The following is a 16,949-nucleotide window of genomic DNA, read 5'->3' on the forward strand; positions in this document are numbered from 1 at the left end:
GTTCAGGATGGCCCCATCTGCTTGATGAGGCCCGTCCATGAACCACTCGATCGCAACTGCCCTGACCAACCCCGGCGCCCCGATGAAGGTGCGCGGCGTGCAGAAACGCTTCGGCGCCTTCACCGCGCTGGATAACGTTTCCCTCGACGTGGCGGCTGGTGAGCTGGTGTGCCTGCTGGGTCCGTCGGGTTGTGGCAAAACCACCTTGTTGCGCTGCATCGCCGGTCTGGAAAAACAGGACAGCGGCGAGTTGTACCTTGGCAAACGCGATGTTTCCCACCTGGCACCGCAGGCCCGGGACTACGGCATCCTGTTTCAGTCCTACGCGCTGTTCCCCAATCTCACCGTCGAAGCGAACATTGCCTACGGCCTCACCGGCAGCGGTCGCGATGAAGTGCGCAAGCGCGTCGGTCAGATGCTGGAGCTGGTTGGCCTGACCGGCAGTGAGAAAAAGTACCCCGGCCAATTGTCCGGCGGCCAGCAGCAACGTGTCGCACTGGCTCGGGCCCTGGCGCCGGCGCCTTCGTTGTTGCTGCTGGACGAACCGATGTCGGCCCTCGACGCTCGGGTCCGCGAGCATCTGTGCACCGAACTGCGCCAACTTCAACGCAGCCTCGGCATCACCACCCTGATGGTCACCCACAATCAGGACGAAGCCATGCTGATGGCCGACCGCATCGCCGTGATGAACAACGGCAAGGTCGAGCAGTACGCCACGCCGCAGGAAATCTACGACCGCCCGGCCACGCCGTTCGTGGCGGAGTTCGTCGGCCAGGGCAACTGGCTGCCGTTCCACCGCAACAGCGACAGCCACGCCCAGGTCGGCGGGATGAACGTGCGCCTGGCGGACGGCAGTGCAAAAACCGCGTCGGGCCGGTTGTTCTGCCGCCCCGAGGCGATCAACGTCAACCCGCTGGTGCATGAGGAAAACCTGTTCCCGGCCAAGGTTCGCGAAATCACCTTCCTCGGCAACCGTTGCCGCATGAGCTTCGAACTCGATCAACTGCCGGGTCACGCGTTGCTGGCAGAACTGGCGCCGGAAGCCATGCCGCGCCTCGGCGCCCGGCAGATCATGGTTGCCTTGCCACCGCGCAGCCTGCAGGTGTTTGCCTGATGAGCGCGAACATCGCGCTGCCGATACCGCACAAGCAGGTGCGGCAGACCTCCCGTGCCGAGATCGGCGACCGGGTGTTCGTGGTCGGCGGCAAAGTCCTTTTGCTGGTGATGCTCGGCATCGCGGTGTTGATGCCGTTGCTGGCGATCTTCTGGCGTGGCTTCAGCTCGGAAGCCGGGCAGGGCGGTGGTCTGGTCGCGGCCCGTGAACTGGTGACCAGTGAGAATTTCCACTGGTTGCTCGGCAACAGCCTGAAAGTTTCCCTCAGCGTCGCGGCGATTGTCGTACCGCTGGCTTACCTGTTTGCCTACGCGCTGCAACGCACGTTGATACCGGGCAAAGGCATCTGGCGGGGCATGTCGCTGTTGCCACTGATGGCGCCGTCGATGTTGCCGGGTATTGCGCTGGTTTACCTGTTCGGCAACCAGGGCATGTTGCGCGGTTTGCTCTCGGACAATATCTACGGCTTCTGGGGCATTGTGCTGGGTGAGGTCATCTACACCTTCCCACACGCCTTGATGATTTTGCTGTCGGCGCTGTCCCTGGCGGATGCGCGTCTGTTCGATGCCGCCTCCAGCATGGGCGCCAGTCCGGCGAAAGCCTTCCGCAGCATCACCTGGCCGGCAACCCGTCAGGCCGTGTTCGCAGCGTTCTGCCTCGTATTTACCCTGACCATCACCGACTTCGGCGTGCCCGTGGTGGTCGGTGGCGACTATCAAGTGCTGGCACTGGAAGCCTACAAAGCCGTGGTCGGGCAGCAACAGTTCGGTCGTGGTGCGCTGATCGGCATGGTCCTGCTGCTGCCAGCGCTGTTCAGCTTTGGTGTCGATGCGTGGTTGCGTCGGCGTCATGGCGACTCCATGAGCGGTCGGGCGCAGGTCTTTCGACCGGCACCGTCGAAGCTGCGCGACGGCTGCTACCTCGCCATTGTGCTGCTGATCTGCGCGGTGTTGCTGCTGGTGTTCGGCATGGCGGTGTTCTCGTCACTGGTGAAATTCTGGCCGTACAACCTGTCGCTATCGCTCAACCATTACCAGTTCAACGACACGGCGGGCGGCGGCTGGCTGGCCTACGGCAACAGCGTGAAAATGGCCCTGTGCACGGCACTGATCGGCAGCGTGCTGATCTTCACCGGCGCGTACCTGATGGAAAAAACCAAGGGCCAGCGCGGGCTGAATCTGACCTTGCGCATGCTCAGTTTCGTACCGATGGCGGTGCCGGGTCTGGTGTTGGGCCTGGGTTATGTCTTCTTCTTCAACCTCACCGACAACCCGCTGCATGTGCTCTACGGGACTATGACCCTGTTGGTGGTCTGCACCATTGCTCACTATCTGACCACCGCGCAAATGACCGCGACCACCGCGTTGCGCCAACTCGACGCCGAGTTCGAAGCCGCCGCGCTGTCGCTCAAGGCGCCGCTGTACCGGCATTACCTGCGGGTCACCGTGCCGATCTGCCTGCCGGCGTTGCTGGACATCGTGCGCTACCTGTTCGTCTCGGCCATGACCACCGTTTCGGCGGCGATATTCCTCTACAGCCCTGACACCATCCTCGCGGCGGTGGCGGTGCTGAACATGGACGACGCCGGCAACGTCGGCGGCGCGGCAGCCATGTCCACGTTGATTCTGTTCACCTCGGCGGGCGTGTCCCTGCTGCTGGCCTGGGCCTCGCGCGGTTTGCTGCGCCGTTCCCAGGCCTGGCGGCAGACCGCGCCCGGTCATTGATTCGCTACTCCTAAAACCGAAAGCCCCTCAACTCAAAACAGGAAAAGATCATGTTCAAGCCCCTGGCCCTGGCCGCTGCTGTCCTCACTGCTTTCAGCCTGAACGCCTTCGCGGCGCCAACCGAGTTGACGGTGTACACCGCCCTCGAAGCCGAACAACTGAAGACCTACAAAGAAGCGTTCGAAAAAACCAACCCGGACGTCGAGATCAAGTGGGTACGCGACTCCACCGGCATCATCACTGCCAAGCTGCTGGCCGAAAAAGACCGTCCACAGGCTGATGCCGTCTGGGGCCTGGCCGCTTCGAGCCTGGCAATTCTCGATCAGCAAGGCATGCTGCAAAGCTACGCGCCGAAGGATCTGGGCAAGATCGGCGGCAACTACCGCGACGCCGCCAACCCGCCAGCCTGGGTCGGCATGGACGTTTGGGCCGCGACCATTTGCTTCAACACTGTCGAAGCCGAGAAGCAGGGTTTGACCAAGCCCGTGAGCTGGCAGGACCTGACCAAGCCTGAGTACAAAGGCAAGATCGTGATGCCGAACCCGGCCTCTTCCGGCACCGGTTTCCTCGACGTCAGCGCGTGGCTGCAGACCTTCGGCGAGAAGCAGGGCTGGCAGTACATGGACGACCTGCACCAGAACATCGGCCAGTACGTTCACTCCGGTTCCAAGCCTTGCAAACTGGCGGCGGCGGGTGAATTCCCGATCGGTATTTCCTTTGAATACCCGGCCGTACAGTTGAAGCGCAAGGGTGCGCCGCTGGACATCATCCTGCCGAAAGAAGGTTTGGGCTGGGAGATCGAAGCGACGGCTGTGATCAAAGGCACGCCGCACGAAGAGGCCGCGAAGAAGCTGGCTGACTTCTCGGCGAGTCCGGCGGCGATGGAGCTTTATAAAGAGAACTTCGCGGTGCTTGCTCAGCCGGGTATCGCCAAGCCGCAGACCGAATTGCCGGCGGATTACGAGCAGCGTTTGATCAAGAACGACTTTTCCTGGGCGTCGAAGAATCGCGATGAAATCCTGACCGAGTGGCGCAAGCGCTATGACGGCAAGTCCGAGAAAGTGGTTGCCAAGTAACTGACTGACATCTTGTGGCGAGGGAGCTTGCTCCCGCTGGACTGCGCAGCAGGCCCTTTTTTTGGGGGGCCGCTTCGCCCGAGCGCGGACCGGCCCGCGGGAGCAAGCTCCCTCGCCACAAAAGCGGGATTATCTTAATGACACACCACAACGACCTGCTGATCGTAGGCGCCGGCATCCTCGGCCTGTCCCACGCCTACGCCGCCGCCAGACGCGGTCTCAAAGTCACCGTCTTCGAACGCAGCGAAACCCCGCTTGGCGCCTCGATACGCAACTTCGGCCAGGCCCTCGTCACCGGCCAGCCACCGGGACAGATGCTCGAACTGGCCAAAGCCAGCCGCGAGATCTGGGGCCAATGGGCGCAACTGGCCGGCCTGCAACTCAAACGCAACGGCTCATACCTGTTCGCCCGCACCGAAACCGAAGAACATCTGTTGGAAGCTTTTTGCGCCGGACGAGCCGTGGAACACGGTTACCGTGTCGAGCTTCTGCGCGACGCTGGCTTGCGTGATTTATACGGCGGCCAGTTCAGCCATCACCGCGCCGCGCTGCACGGCATGGACGATCAACAACTGTATTCCCGCGAAGCAATCCCGGCGTTGATCGATTACCTGCGCCGGGAAATGAACGTCGAGTTTCACTTCTCCACCCTCGTGCGCGATATCGAGCCCGGTCGCTTGCACAGCACCGCCGGCACCTTCAGCGCCGAGCAGATCATCGTCTGCTCCGGCCACGATTATCAGACCTTGCTGGCCGAGCCGATCGCCGCGCTTGACCCGCAAATCTGCCGCCTGCAAATGCTCCGCGCCCGACCGCAGATCAACCTCAACCTGCAACATGCGCTGCTCACCGGTTTGAGTTGCGTGCATTACGGCGCATTTGCCGATCTGCCGGAAGCGGCGGCGGTGCAGGCGCAAATCCTGCGTGAAGAACCGCACCTGCACGAACACGGCATTCACCTGCTGATCAGCCCGACGCCTTACGGCGAACTGATCATCGGCGACTCCCATCACTATGGCAGCGATCCCTCGCCATTCAACGCCGAGCAAGTGGACGACTGGATGATCGAACTGGCCGAGCAGACGTTGGGCTGCAAGGTGCAAGTGGTCGAGCGCTGGCAGGGTGTCTATGGTTCCCGGGGGCCAGGACCGTTTTCGTTCCTGCGGCCGATGCCGGGCGTGAGCGTGGCGCTGATGCACACCGGCGTCGGCATGAGTGTCGGGCCGGCCATGGCCGAACGTAATGTCGCGACGGTATTGGGAGAGCTTTGATGGACCGCACTGCGCAAGTGATCGACGAAGTATTCGCGCTGTACGAACGTTTTGGCGACAGTGATTACATCGGCGAGCCGGTGTCGCAGATCGAGCACATGTCCCAGGCCGCACAACTGGCCATGGCGGAAGGCTTCGATGACGAAGTGGTGCTTGCTGCGTTCTTCCACGACATCGGGCACATCTGCGCCGAGAGTGCCGAGAACATGGGCGGTTTCGGCGTGGTCAGCCACGAACGCCTGGGTGCCGATTATCTGCGCCGCGCAGGCTTCAGCGAACGCGTGGCGCGGCTGGTGGAATACCACGTGCAAGCCAAGCGTTATCTGACACTCAAAGAGCCTGGGTACTACGAGCGTTTGAGCGAAGCCAGCCGCCGGACCCTGGAATATCAGGGCGGCGTGATGACCGCTGACGAGGCAGTAGCTTTCGAGCAGGATCCGTTGTGCGCCGTCAGTCTGCGCATGCGCCAGTGGGATGAGTTGGCCAAGGAGATGCGGGTGCCGGTGATTGATCTCGACGTGTTGAAGCGCAAGGCCGCGAATGTCTTGTCCGGCGAGGCGCGTTGAGTTGTCTCACAGGCAATAGCGAAACGGTGGATGGTTTAACTGGCGGCGACGGGTCAGTCTGGGCTTTTCCCAGGGAAGCGCACGGATGCGTTATTTGAAAGTGATTGCACAGGATCGAAGCGGGAAGGGTGTGGCGGATACGCTTGATTTTGAGTTTTATGAAGATGACCGGTTGCAGCGCAAGGCGACGGAGGCGGATCGACAGCGGCTCAAATCTTTCAGCAACACCTATTTGAAATGCGGTTGGTACAACAGTGGTGAAGGCGAGGAAAGGCACTTGCGCATTTTCTCGCAGAATCCATCCGCAGACGGCACGCCGGAAACGGTGCGGCTGCATTTTCATGAAGGGCCGGTGATTGCCTATAAGGCCGCGGCCCGTGATCTTGATAACGATGGGGTGTTCGAGCTGATATTGAGCTCGGATGTGGACAATGATGGGCATGCCAATCGTACGGATCGGAGTCGTGTTGCGGCGCTGGCGCGGGAGTTTTTGAAGATCGGCGGATGACCCCGGTACCGAGTCGCTGCCTTCGCGAGCAAGCCCGCTCCCACAGGGGAATGCGTACTCCTTGTGGGAGCGGGCTTGCTCGCGAAGGGGTCGGTCCGGGCACCGCCGAACTAAAGCTGCCGCGCCAACACCTCAACCTGCTCCTGCCGCTCCGCCTGACTCAACTTCGCCTGCGGATTAAGCGACGACCACTGCGGATGCGCCCGAGCCTTGTTCAGCGCCTCGGGCAGTTTGCCTTCGCGCCAGGTCTTGTCGTGCGGCGTGGCGACCTGGATGCTGTCCATCGCCGCATGCCCGCGCGCATTCAACGCCTGCAGCAACTGCCGCTGACGCAACGCCAACAACCGCAACACGCTGTCATCGACCGTCAATTCGCGCTGACCCTTGATCTTGCCCAGCAACCGGCTGCCATAACTGCGCGCGGTTTGCAGGGCGCCGCCGGCAATCGCGCCGGCCAGCGCCGCCGCGCCGAGGCTCATACCGCCAACCAGCAAATCCACTCCGGCCCCGGCCGCCGCGCCGGCCGCGATACCGCTACCGACCCGCACGCCCAGTTGCTTGAGGGTTTCCGGGTTGAACAGATCGTCGCCCCAACGGCCATCGAGCAACGGCAGATCACTGGCAGCCGCGTCCTGTGGGCGGAAGGCGTAGAGCTTGAGCAGGGCTTCGACGCAGCGTTGTTCACGTTGACGAACCGCTTTGCGCAGTTCGCTGATGGCTTGCTGTTCTTGCTCGGCGTCGCTGACCACACTGCGCCGACACGCCGCGCAATCGATCAACAGTTCGGCAATCAATCGCGCCGCACTTTGCTGTCGGGCCAGACGCTGAGCCTGCTGGTCGGCGATCAGACGCTCCAGTTGCTCACGGGAGTTTTCCAGCAGCAGCGCGAGGCTTTCATAGAGCCGCCGCTCGCCATCCTCCGGCGGCGCGACGCTGTCAAAGCGCACCAACGCATGCAGGCCCAGACGCGCCAGCGCTTCGCGCCAATCCGGCTCGCGGTGATTGGCACTGCTGACGAAATTCAGTACCGGCAGCAGCGGTTTACCGCAGCTGGCCAGCACGTCCAGTTCGTCGCGATACTTGGCCAACACCGGTTCGCGGGCGTCGATCACATAGAGGCCGGCATCGCAGGTGAGCAGTTGCCGCAGCACCTTGGCTTCCTGTTCGAACCTCTGCCGGGCTTCGCTGCCTTCAAGAAACCGCGCCAGCCGCGCCGGGCCGTCGAGGCGTTCACCGGGACGCTCCAGACGTTCGAGGTAGTCGAGCAGGGCGATGGCGTCTTCCAGACCGGGGGTGTCGAACAAGTCGAGCAAGGGCTCGCCATCCACCGACAACCGCGCGCCTTCGACGTGTCGCGTGGTGCTGGGGCGATGGGAGACTTCGCCGAAGCCGACATCACGGGTCAGCGTGCGCAGCAGCGAGGTTTTGCCGACGTTGGTGTGGCCGACCACAGCGAGCTTCAACGGCGCTTTCCACGGATTAGTCATGACCGGTCTCCAGCCAGTTCAGCGGCGCGCAGTCGGCGAAGGGCAGCTCCAACTGTTGCAGCGCCACGTGCCAGTCGCCGAGGCGCTCGGCGTCCAGTGCTTCGCCGGGAGGCGCTTGCAGCAACCAGACGCGGGTGGCGCTGGCGTTGCGGGCCAGTTCGGCGATCAGTGCGAGGCTGCCGCGATCCGGCGAACGTCTCGGGTCGCAGGCGATGGCCAGGCGCGCCGGAGGGAATCGGCTGAGCTGTTCCAGGAGTTTGTGGCGCGATTCGCGACTGTCGAGGACGCCCGCGTCGCTCACGGTTTTCGGCAGTGGCGGTGGCCATGGCCGTTGATCATCCAGCTCGATGGCCACCAGCAGCGCGCCGTCGCTTTGCAATTCACTGACGCCGCTTTCCACCCGATGAAGCTGCGCAGGCGCCGCGTCGCTGATGCCCAAGCGTTCGCTGGTGGGCATCAGGCGTTCGCGCAGTTGAGCGTAACCGGGCAGGTTCAGATCCAGATTCAGGTTTGCGCGGCCGCTTTTCCAGCGCCACAGGCAGAACAGCGCCAGGAGCAGGCGCGGCACAACGCCGTAAACCACCAACACGCCGACCAGCCACGTGGCCCAGGCCTGACGGGCGCTTTCGATGTTCAGCGCGGCATCGCCACTGGCGCGGATCATGTCCACCGTCGGAACGTTGAACCCCGCCAAAGCAGGCAGGGCGCCGAGTGTCTGGGTCATGACCACAAAGGTGTCGGCGCTGAGCAGGGTGGTTTCCCAGACGAAGCCGTAACGCCGGGTCGCCATCAGCATCAGCAGAATCACCAATGCGCTGAGCATCGCCAGCAACCACAAGCCATTGACCAGCACGCCGAGCGCCCAGCGATTGAGTTTCTGTCGTTGCAGCAACAACAGCAGCGCCGGCGCCAGTTGCACAGCTTTGGCGTCGCGGGCGAGTTTTTCGCTGAGCCACAACCACAAGCGTCCCAGCGTTGCGCCGTGCTCGCCAGCGAACACCAGGCCCAAGGCCCAGCTCAGCAACAGAATCAGGTTCAGCCCGAGCAGACTGCCCAGCGCCCAGAACACATTCACCGGCGTCTGACCGTCACCCAGCGCGGCGAACGCCAGCCCGGCGCCACTGACCACTGCCAGCACCGCCATCACGATCAGTGCCAGTCGCGCGCCTTGCAGCCAATGTCTCAGGGCTTCGGTCAGCCCATCGCGCTCGGCCAGCCACAAGGCGCGGCGCGAAATCCGTGTCGGCAGATCGCCACCCGCTGTGCGGGCCAGTCGGTTGGCTTCCAGATCATCCAGAGGGCCGGCGTGTTCTTCACGCAGGCGGATGGTTTCCGTCAGCCAGAGGTTATTCAGTTCAGTCACGCGGCATCCCGTCGCTTAATTGAGCTGTGAGCATAACCGCTGTGGCGCTTATCGGGGTACGGGAGGCTCTGGTATCCTCGCCGGCATGACTAAATCACTCCCCCTCAGCCTGATCGCAGCCCTCGGTGAAAACCGCGTGATCGGCGTCGACAACAGCATGCCCTGGCACTTGCCGGGGGACTTCAAATACTTCAAGGCCACCACCTTGGGCAAGCCGATCATCATGGGTCGCAAGACCTGGGATTCCCTCGGTCGTCCACTGCCGGGCCGGTTGAACATCGTGGTCAGCCGTCAGGCAGATCTGGTGCTGGAAGGCGCGGAAGTTTATCCGTCGCTGGAGGCAGCGGTGGTTCGCGCAGAGGAGTGGGCGAAGGAGCAAGGCGTCGATGAGTTGATGCTGATTGGTGGGGCGCAGTTGTATGCGCAAGGGCTGGCGCAGGCGGACCGGTTGTATCTGACGCGCGTGGCGTTGAGCCCGGAAGGGGATGCGTGGTTTCCGGAGTTTGATTTGGGCCAGTGGAAGTTGGTTTCCAACACCGAGAATCCGGCGGTGGAAGACAAACCGGCTTACAACTTCGAAGTCTGGGAAAAAGCCTAAAAGCTTCGCGAGCAAGCCCGCTCCCACATTGGATCTCCAGCGGATACAGGATCTATGTACGCAGCAGGACTAATGTGGGAGCGGGCTTGCTCGCGAAGAGGCCCGCTCAGGCGATGAAAAACTTAAGCCTGAGCCAACTCCGAATGCTCATCCGCATCCAGCAGTTCTTTATCCGTCTGCTGCATCATCTGGCTGGTAATCGCCCCGGCCGTGATCGAACCACTCACGTTCAACGCCGTACGCCCCATATCAATCAGCGGCTCAACCGAAATCAGCAACGCCACCAGTGACACCGGCAAGCCCATCGCCGGCAACACGATCAGCGCCGCGAAGGTCGCTCCACCACCGACACCGGCCACACCGGCCGAACTCAGCGTCACAATCGCCACCAGCATCGCGATCCACAGCGGGTCCAGCGGGTTGATGCCCACGGTCGGCGCTACCATCACCGCCAACATCGCCGGGTACAGGCCGGCACAGCCGTTCTGGCCAATGGTCGCGCCGAACGATGCGGCGAAACTGGCGATGGACTGCGGAATGCCCAGACGGCTGGTCTGCGCTTCGATGCTCAGCGGAATTGTCGCCGCGCTCGAACGGCTGGTGAAGGCAAACGTCAGCACCGGCCAGATCTTGCGGAAGAAGCGCAGCGGGTTGATCCCGGCCGCCGACACCAGCACGCCGTGGACCACAAACATCAGGCCCAGGCCGATATAGGACACCACCACAAAACTGCCGAGCTTGATGATGTCTTGCAGGTTGGAACCGGCGACCACTTTGGTCATCAGCGCCAATACGCCGTACGGGGTCAGTTTCATCACCAGACGCACCAGACGCATCACCCAGGCTTGCAGGGTGTCGATGGCGTTGATCACTTTTTGACCTTTTTCGACATCGTCCTTGAGCAATTGCAGGGCGGCGACGCCGAGTAAGGCCGCGAAAATCACCACGCTGATGATCGACGTCGGCTTGGCGCGGGCCAGGTCGGCGAACGGGTTTTGCGGGATGAACGACAGCAGCAACTGCGGCACATTCAAGTCGGCGACCTTGCCCGCGTAGTCGGTCTGAATGGTTTGCAGACGGGCCATTTCCTGCGTGCCGGCCACCAGCCCTTCAGCCGTCAGGCCGAACAGGTTGGTCAGACCGATACCGATCAGCGCTGCGATCGCGGTGGTGAACAGCAGCGTGCCGATGGTCAGGAAGCTGATCTTGCCCAGCGACGAAGCGTTGTGCAGGCGTGCCACGGCGCTGAGGATCGAGGCGAACACCAGCGGGATCACGATCATTTGCAGCAACTGCACGTAACCGTTGCCCACCAGATCGAACCAGCCGATCGAGGCTTTCAGCACCGGATTGCCGGCACCGTAAATCGTGTGCAAAGCGACGCCGAACGCGACACCCAACCCCAAAGCGAGCAGGACTTTTTTCGCCAGGCTCCAGGTGGTGTGGCGGGTTTGTGCCAGGCCAAACAGTAACGCGAGGAACACCAGCAAATTGAGAATCAGCGGCAGATTCATAAAGGCTCCGATAGTGACTTATGCCAGCCACCTTCCGGGGCAGCTGCGAACCGGCAAGCCTAACAGCTTGATTTTCAATGAATTAATATCAAAAAAGTCTGATAGCTGTCGTTTTTGGAATAAGCAGTTGTCGCTCACAGGGATGCAGCTGGCGCGATAGGTGCGTTCGCCGTCGCTGACAGACGAGGACTGTCACACGTATTTGTTAGCGTCGATATCTTTGATATCAGGGAGAACTGTCGATGAAACTCGCACCGAAATTTCTGGCTGCTGCACTCTGCCTTGGCCTCGCCGGCCAGGTCCTCGCCACGGATTTGAAGCATTGGCCAGCCGATCAGGCCAAGGCGCTGGACGCGATGATCGCGGCCAACGCCAACAAGGGTAACTACGCGGTGTTCGACATGGACAACACCAGTTACCGCTACGACCTCGAAGAGTCGTTGCTGCCGTTCATGGAGAACAAGGGCCTGATCACCCGCGAGAAACTCGATCCCTCCCTGAAACTGATGCCGTTCAAGGACACCGCTGATCACAAGGAAAGCCTGTTCAGCTATTACTACCGCCTCTGCGAACTCGACGACATGGTTTGCTACCCATGGGTCGCCCAGGTGTTCTCCGGTTTCACGCTCCAGGAGCTCAAGGGCCATGTCGATGAAATGATGGCGTCCGGCAAACCGGTGCCGGCCACCTATTACGAAGGCGACGTGGTCAAGAACCTCGACGTCAACCCGCCGAAGATCTTCACCGGCCAGAAAGAGCTCTACAACAAGCTGATGGAGAACGGCATCGAGGTCTACGTGATGACCGCCGCCTCTGAAGAGCTGGTGCGCATGGTCGCTGCCGATCCCAAGTACGGCTACAACGTCAAACCGCAGAACGTTATCGGCGTGAGCCTGCTGCTCAAGGATCAAAAGTCCGGTGAGCTGACCACGGCGCGCAAGCAAATCACCGCTGGCAAGTATGACGAGAAGGCCAACCTCGGCCTCGAACTGACCCCGTACCTTTGGACCCCGGCGACCTGGATGGCCGGCAAGCACGCGGCGATTCTGACCTACATCGATGAGTGGAAAAAACCGGTACTGATCGGCGGCGACACCCCGAGCAGCGATGGCTACATGCTGTTCCACGATGTGGACGTGGCCAAGGGCGGCATCCACTTGTGGGTCAACCGCAAGGACAAATACATGACCCAGATTAACGGCATGATGGCCAAGCACGCTGCGGCTCAGGCCAAGGAAGGGTTGCCGGTGACGGCGGACAAGAACTGGGTGATCGTCACACCGGCAGAAATCCAGTAGGAGCTGGCGAAGCCTGCGATCTTTTGATCTTGATCTTCCGGGGCCTGCGCTGAAGCTGGAAAAGATCGCAGCCTGCGGCAGCTCCTACAGGGACCGCCGCAAACAAAAATGCCCCGCACTTGGCGGGGCATTTTTTGTTCAACGGTTAAGCATTACAACCCGTCAAGCATCGCCTTGTTACGCACAGCACCCTTGTCGGCGCTGGTCGCCAGCAGGGCGTAGGCCTTCAGCGCGGTGGTCACTTTACGTGGGCGTTTTTCCACAGGCTTCCAGCCTTTCTGATCCTGCTCGGCACGGCGGCCGGCCAATTCTTCGTCGCTGACCAACAGGTTGATCGAGCGGTTCGGAATGTCGATCAGCACTTTGTCGCCGTCCTGCACCAGACCAATCGCGCCGCCCGCCGCCGCTTCTGGCGAAGCGTGGCCGATGGACAGGCCCGAGGTGCCGCCGGAGAAACGGCCGTCGGTGAGCAGGGCGCAGGCTTTGCCCAGACCTTTGGATTTCAGGTACGACGTCGGGTACAGCATTTCCTGCATGCCCGGGCCGCCTTTCGGGCCTTCGTAACGAATGATCACGATGTCGCCGGCCTTCACTTCGTCCGCGAGGATGCCGCGTACGGCGCTGTCCTGGCTTTCGAAGATCTTCGCGTTGCCTTCGAACACGTGGATCGACTCGTCGACGCCGGCGGTTTTCACCACGCAGCCGTCCAGCGCGATGTTGCCGTAGAGAACGGCCAGGCCGCCTTCTTTCGAATAAGCGTGCTCGACACTGCGGATGCAGCCGTTTTCACGGTCGTCATCCAGGGTTTCCCAACGGGTCGACTGGCTGAACGCGGTTTGCGTCGGGATGCCCGCCGGGCCGGCCTTGAAGAAGTGATGCACCGCTTCGTCGTCGGTCTGGGTGATGTCCCACTTGGCGATGCCTTCGGCCAGGGTCTTGCTGTGCACGGTCGGCAGGTCGGTGTGCAGCAGGCCGCCACGGGCCAGCGAACCGAGGATGCTGAAGATCCCGCCGGCGCGGTGCACGTCTTCCATGTGGTACTTCTGGATGTTCGGCGCGACTTTGCACAGTTGCGGCACATGGCGGGAAAGACGGTCGATGTCGCGCAGGTCGAAATCGATCTCGGCTTCCTGGGCGGCGGCCAGCAAGTGCAGGATGGTGTTGGTGGAACCGCCCATGGCGATGTCCAGGGTCATGGCGTTTTCGAACGCCTTGAAGCTGGCGATGTTGCGCGGCAATACCGACTCGTCGTTCTCGCCGTAGTAACGCTTGCACAGCTCGACGATGGTGCGGCCGGCCTGTAGGAACAGCTGTTCGCGGTCGCTGTGGGTGGCCAAGGTCGAACCATTGCCCGGCAACGCGAGACCGAGGGCTTCAACCAGGCAGTTCATCGAGTTGGCGGTGAACATGCCAGAGCACGAACCGCACGTCGGGCAGGCGCTGCGCTCGTACTCGGCGACTTTCTCGTCAGAAGCGCTGGAGTCGGCGGCGATCACCATGGCGTCGACCAGGTCGAGACCGTGGCTGGCCAGTTTGGTCTTGCCGGCTTCCATCGGACCGCCGGACACGAAGATCACCGGGATGTTCAGGCGCAGGGACGCCATCAGCATGCCGGGGGTGATCTTGTCGCAGTTGGAAATGCAGACGATGGCGTCGGCGCAGTGGGCGTTGACCATGTACTCGACGGAGTCGGCGATGATCTCGCGGCTCGGCAGCGAATACAGCATGCCGTCGTGGCCCATGGCGATGCCGTCGTCCACGGCGATGGTGTTGAATTCTTTTGCCACACCGCCGGCGCGTTCGATTTCGCGGGCGACCAGTTGGCCCAGGTCCTTGAGGTGGACGTGGCCCGGTACGAACTGGGTGAAGGAGTTGGCAATGGCGATGATCGGCTTTTTGAAGTCGTCATCTTTCATCCCCGTGGCGCGCCACAGTGCGCGGGCACCGGCCATGTTGCGGCCGTGGGTGGATGTTTTCGAGCGGTAATCAGGCATGAAGCACTCCGGGCGGCTAATCAGGTATCAAAAGGGAAGTGAGCTTCTATTGACGTCTGGAACACTCAGAAATGGCCGTGTGTCCGGAAGTTGCCGATAACTTTGCGGGATCGCCGCGCGCTTCAGCTTGAGCTCATAAACCCGCCGGGGGATGACTGGCGATGAATGTCGCGATTCTACACGGCTGGCGGCGGGAGGGAATGGCTCCACGCATCCACGAGACGTTCGGCTGGTATCCCTGTAGGAGCGAGCTTGCTCGCGATGAACGCGAGAACGCCGCGGGGTGTCAGCTTGCGAGCGTTATCGTTGACGACCATCGCGAGCAAGCTCGCTCCTACATTGGCCCGTGTTCAGATCCAGATCGCGTCCCATAGCGGATATTCGCCGATATGCTCAACTAACCCTGCTCGCAACGGATTGGCAACGATATATCGAGCCATCGCTTTCAGATCGTCCTCGCGACGCAGAGCGCGGTCGAAGTAGCCCTTTTGCCAAACGGGTGCTGAAAAGCCTCGTTCGTTATTGATGAGTCGCGCACAGCGGGATTTGGTGACTTGCATCAGTTTCGGCAAATCCTTGTTATGCAACTCAACCAGCCAGTGAAAGTGATCCGGCATGACCACCCAGGATAGGGAAGTAACGGTGCCGGTTTCCTGAGCTCTTCTGAACTCGTTGACCAGTAACCGACCCATGCGCCAATCCTTGAATATCAGTTGTCGTTGATGAGTAACAGCGGTCAGCAAGTAGACCCGGCCGGGCTCCGAGCGACGGCCGATACGTAAGCAATGGGCTTTTGGTGTGCTGGACATTCCGTTGTCCTCTTCTGAAAAATGAAGACAAACGGTAGGTGCGAGACGGGTGGTTGTCGCTGCGACAGTGGTTCTGGATGTGTCGCGTATATGTAGGAGCGAGCTCGCTCGCGAAAAGCCTGAGAGCGCCACGGGGTGTCAGGCTGCCAGCGTTATCGTTGACGACCCTCGCGAGCGAGCTCGCTCCTACAAGGGTGAAACGCGTTAGCGGCCGATTCTGTAACTCGTCAGCAAGCCCCAAAGGCTGAAGATGATGAAGCTGACAGCGATGGTCATCAGCAAGTTGACCCCGGCTTGTGCGAGGGCGGCGCTGCTGACGGCGGCGGTGATGAACATGATGCTATTGCCTGCAGATGCCGCCGTCCCGGCGCTACTTGAGAACAGCAACATGGCTGCGGAAATGGCGGCAGGCCGAACCAATGTGACCGCCAAAGCACTGATCAGCATCGGTATGAGTAAGGTGATGGTCGTCATCGCCTCAAAACTGATGATCAACGCCAACAACACACCGGCGGTACCCAGTAATCCAAGGCCGATGTTGATTTGCAGAGAGAGGGAGATATGTTTCTGCACGGTGGTAGCAACTAATCCACCAAGAAAATAGGCGACTCCATACACCATAAGTACCCACGCGTACTGGTACTCGGACAGTTTCAACTCATCCATGAAAATCAGCGGTGTCACGCTGATCAACGCGAAATAACAAGCGAACACTAACGCGGCTATCCACCAATAACGGATGAAGTCTCTATTTCCAGCGATGGATTTCAGCGTGCGGATGACTGAAACGGGTGTTTTTTCTGGGATTGCTTCCTTGGAAGGCAATATCAGTTGGGCATGGATAAACATGCCAAGCGCCATGAGCGCAAAACCATAAAAACTGCCCTGCCAATCGAACGTGGTTTGTAGCCATGAGCCGAACAGCGGTGACAGCGCAACAAAGGAACCGCTCAGTGTCATGTAATAAATGCGCACCCGGGCCCGGTCCTGTTCATCGTACAAGTCCTCCACCAGTGCATGACCCAGCACAAAGAAACCACACCCGATGGCTTGGACGGCGCGAAATAGCAGGAAGCTCAGGTAGTCCGTCGCCAGCGCGCAGCCTATCGAGCCGAGTGTAGAAACAACGATGCAACCAAGAAGAACTTCCTTGCGCCCCCACTTATCTGAAAGCGGGCCGGTTATTAATTGAGAAAACGCAAAAACCAGCGTGAACAAGCTGATGGAAAGGGCGATGTCAGCGGTTGAAGTGTCGAACTTCGCGGCCAAGGCAGGAAAAGAAGGCAGGAGGATGTTCAGCGGAAAAAAACTGATTAACGAGATATTGGTAATCAGGATAAAGCGGGAGACTCGTTGGCGTTTCAGATCGGCGTTTAGAGGGGGGCAGGAGGACTCAGACATTGTTTTTGTTTTCCGGAGTGATCAAGCGTTCATGCTTGAAACCAGAAACCGATACTAGTCTGGGACGCAGGGAATTCAATCAAAAGCGCTGTAGGAGGCTTCCTGTTTTGATGCCGGTTAATGCTGTAGGACCGAGCTCGCTCGCGAAAAACCTGAGAACGCTGCGTTGTGTCAGGCTGTCAGCGTTATCGTTGACAATTTTCGCGAGCGAGCTCGCTCCTACAGT

At 60.8% G+C, this 16,949-nt stretch carries 14 protein-coding genes; 8 read left to right on the top strand and 6 right to left on the bottom strand.

Annotated features, from left to right (window positions below; translation table 11 throughout):
• The first annotated feature begins 37 nt into the window (after positions 1–37).
• The 6 genes from ACYZTL_RS17130 (at position 38) to ACYZTL_RS17155 (ending at position 6,259) form a co-directional block, all read left to right on the top strand.
• Positions 38–1,114, top strand: coding sequence for a putative 2-aminoethylphosphonate ABC transporter ATP-binding protein (locus tag ACYZTL_RS17130; protein WP_461952776.1), 1,077 nt, complete (start codon positions 38–40; stop codon positions 1,112–1,114).
• Positions 1,114–2,838, top strand: a complete 1,725-nt coding sequence (locus tag ACYZTL_RS17135) for a putative 2-aminoethylphosphonate ABC transporter permease subunit (RefSeq protein WP_461952777.1) — start codon at positions 1,114–1,116, stop codon at positions 2,836–2,838. Before ACYZTL_RS17130 ends, ACYZTL_RS17135 begins: the two co-directional genes overlap by 1 nt.
• 50 nt (positions 2,839–2,888) lie before the next feature.
• Complete coding sequence (locus ACYZTL_RS17140) at positions 2,889–3,914, top strand: putative 2-aminoethylphosphonate ABC transporter substrate-binding protein (RefSeq protein WP_461952778.1); 1,026 nt, start codon at positions 2,889–2,891, stop codon at positions 3,912–3,914.
• A 137-nt stretch (positions 3,915–4,051) separates the two neighbouring features.
• Positions 4,052–5,185, top strand: coding sequence for a TIGR03364 family FAD-dependent oxidoreductase (locus ACYZTL_RS17145; protein WP_461952779.1), 1,134 nt, complete (start codon positions 4,052–4,054; stop codon positions 5,183–5,185).
• The gene (locus ACYZTL_RS17150) at positions 5,185–5,751 is read left to right on the top strand and encodes a phosphonate degradation HD-domain oxygenase (RefSeq protein ID WP_461952780.1); all 567 of its coding nucleotides are present in this window, start codon (positions 5,185–5,187) and stop codon (positions 5,749–5,751) included. The genes ACYZTL_RS17145 and ACYZTL_RS17150 overlap by 1 nt, the downstream gene beginning before the upstream one ends.
• An 85-nt stretch (positions 5,752–5,836) precedes the next feature.
• A complete protein-coding gene (locus ACYZTL_RS17155; protein WP_461952781.1) occupies positions 5,837–6,259 on the top strand; it encodes a hypothetical protein in 423 nt (140 codons plus the stop codon).
• 110 nt (positions 6,260–6,369) lie between these two features.
• On the opposite strand, the gene ACYZTL_RS17160 is transcribed toward ACYZTL_RS17155, so the two are convergent.
• Both ACYZTL_RS17160 and ACYZTL_RS17165 read right to left on the bottom strand, forming a co-directional pair.
• Entirely contained in the window at positions 6,370–7,746 is a 1,377-nt protein-coding gene (locus ACYZTL_RS17160) for a GTPase/DUF3482 domain-containing protein (protein WP_461952782.1), read from the bottom strand.
• Entirely contained in the window at positions 7,739–9,109 is a 1,371-nt protein-coding gene (locus ACYZTL_RS17165; protein WP_461952783.1) for a DUF2868 domain-containing protein, read from the bottom strand. The genes ACYZTL_RS17160 and ACYZTL_RS17165 overlap by 8 nt, the downstream gene beginning before the upstream one ends.
• A gap of 85 nt (positions 9,110–9,194) precedes the next feature.
• Between ACYZTL_RS17165 and ACYZTL_RS17170 the strand changes: the two genes are divergently transcribed.
• Entirely contained in the window at positions 9,195–9,707 is a 513-nt protein-coding gene (locus ACYZTL_RS17170) for a dihydrofolate reductase (protein WP_461952784.1), read from the top strand.
• Between the two features lie 122 nt (positions 9,708–9,829).
• Here ACYZTL_RS17170 and ACYZTL_RS17175 read toward each other — a convergent pair whose 3' ends face one another.
• Positions 9,830–11,221 (bottom strand): L-cystine transporter, encoded by a 1,392-nt coding sequence (locus ACYZTL_RS17175; protein ID WP_461952785.1) that lies wholly within the window; start codon positions 11,219–11,221, stop codon positions 9,830–9,832.
• Positions 11,222–11,463: 242 nt separating this feature from the next.
• Here ACYZTL_RS17175 and ACYZTL_RS17180 point away from each other — a divergent pair, with 242 nt between their 5' ends.
• Positions 11,464–12,519 (top strand): HAD family hydrolase, encoded by a 1,056-nt coding sequence (locus ACYZTL_RS17180; protein WP_461952786.1) that lies wholly within the window; start codon positions 11,464–11,466, stop codon positions 12,517–12,519.
• Between the two features lie 152 nt (positions 12,520–12,671).
• On the opposite strand, the gene ilvD is transcribed toward ACYZTL_RS17180, so the two are convergent.
• The 3 genes from ilvD to ACYZTL_RS17195 all read right to left on the bottom strand — a co-directional run bounded on the left by ilvD (position 12,672) and on the right by ACYZTL_RS17195 (position 16,723).
• Entirely contained in the window at positions 12,672–14,513 is a 1,842-nt protein-coding gene (gene ilvD / locus ACYZTL_RS17185) for a dihydroxy-acid dehydratase (protein WP_461952787.1), read from the bottom strand.
• Between the two features lie 350 nt (positions 14,514–14,863).
• Positions 14,864–15,322 carry an REP-associated tyrosine transposase gene (locus ACYZTL_RS17190; RefSeq protein WP_461952788.1) on the bottom strand — a complete coding sequence of 153 codons (459 nt, stop codon included), beginning with the start codon at positions 15,320–15,322 and terminating at the stop codon, positions 14,864–14,866.
• A 204-nt stretch (positions 15,323–15,526) separates the two neighbouring features.
• Complete coding sequence (locus ACYZTL_RS17195) at positions 15,527–16,723, bottom strand: MFS transporter (RefSeq protein WP_461952789.1); 1,197 nt, start codon at positions 16,721–16,723, stop codon at positions 15,527–15,529.
• Positions 16,724–16,949: the final 226 nt, after the last annotated feature.

The organism is Pseudomonas sp. LB3P81 (genome assembly GCF_054897965.1).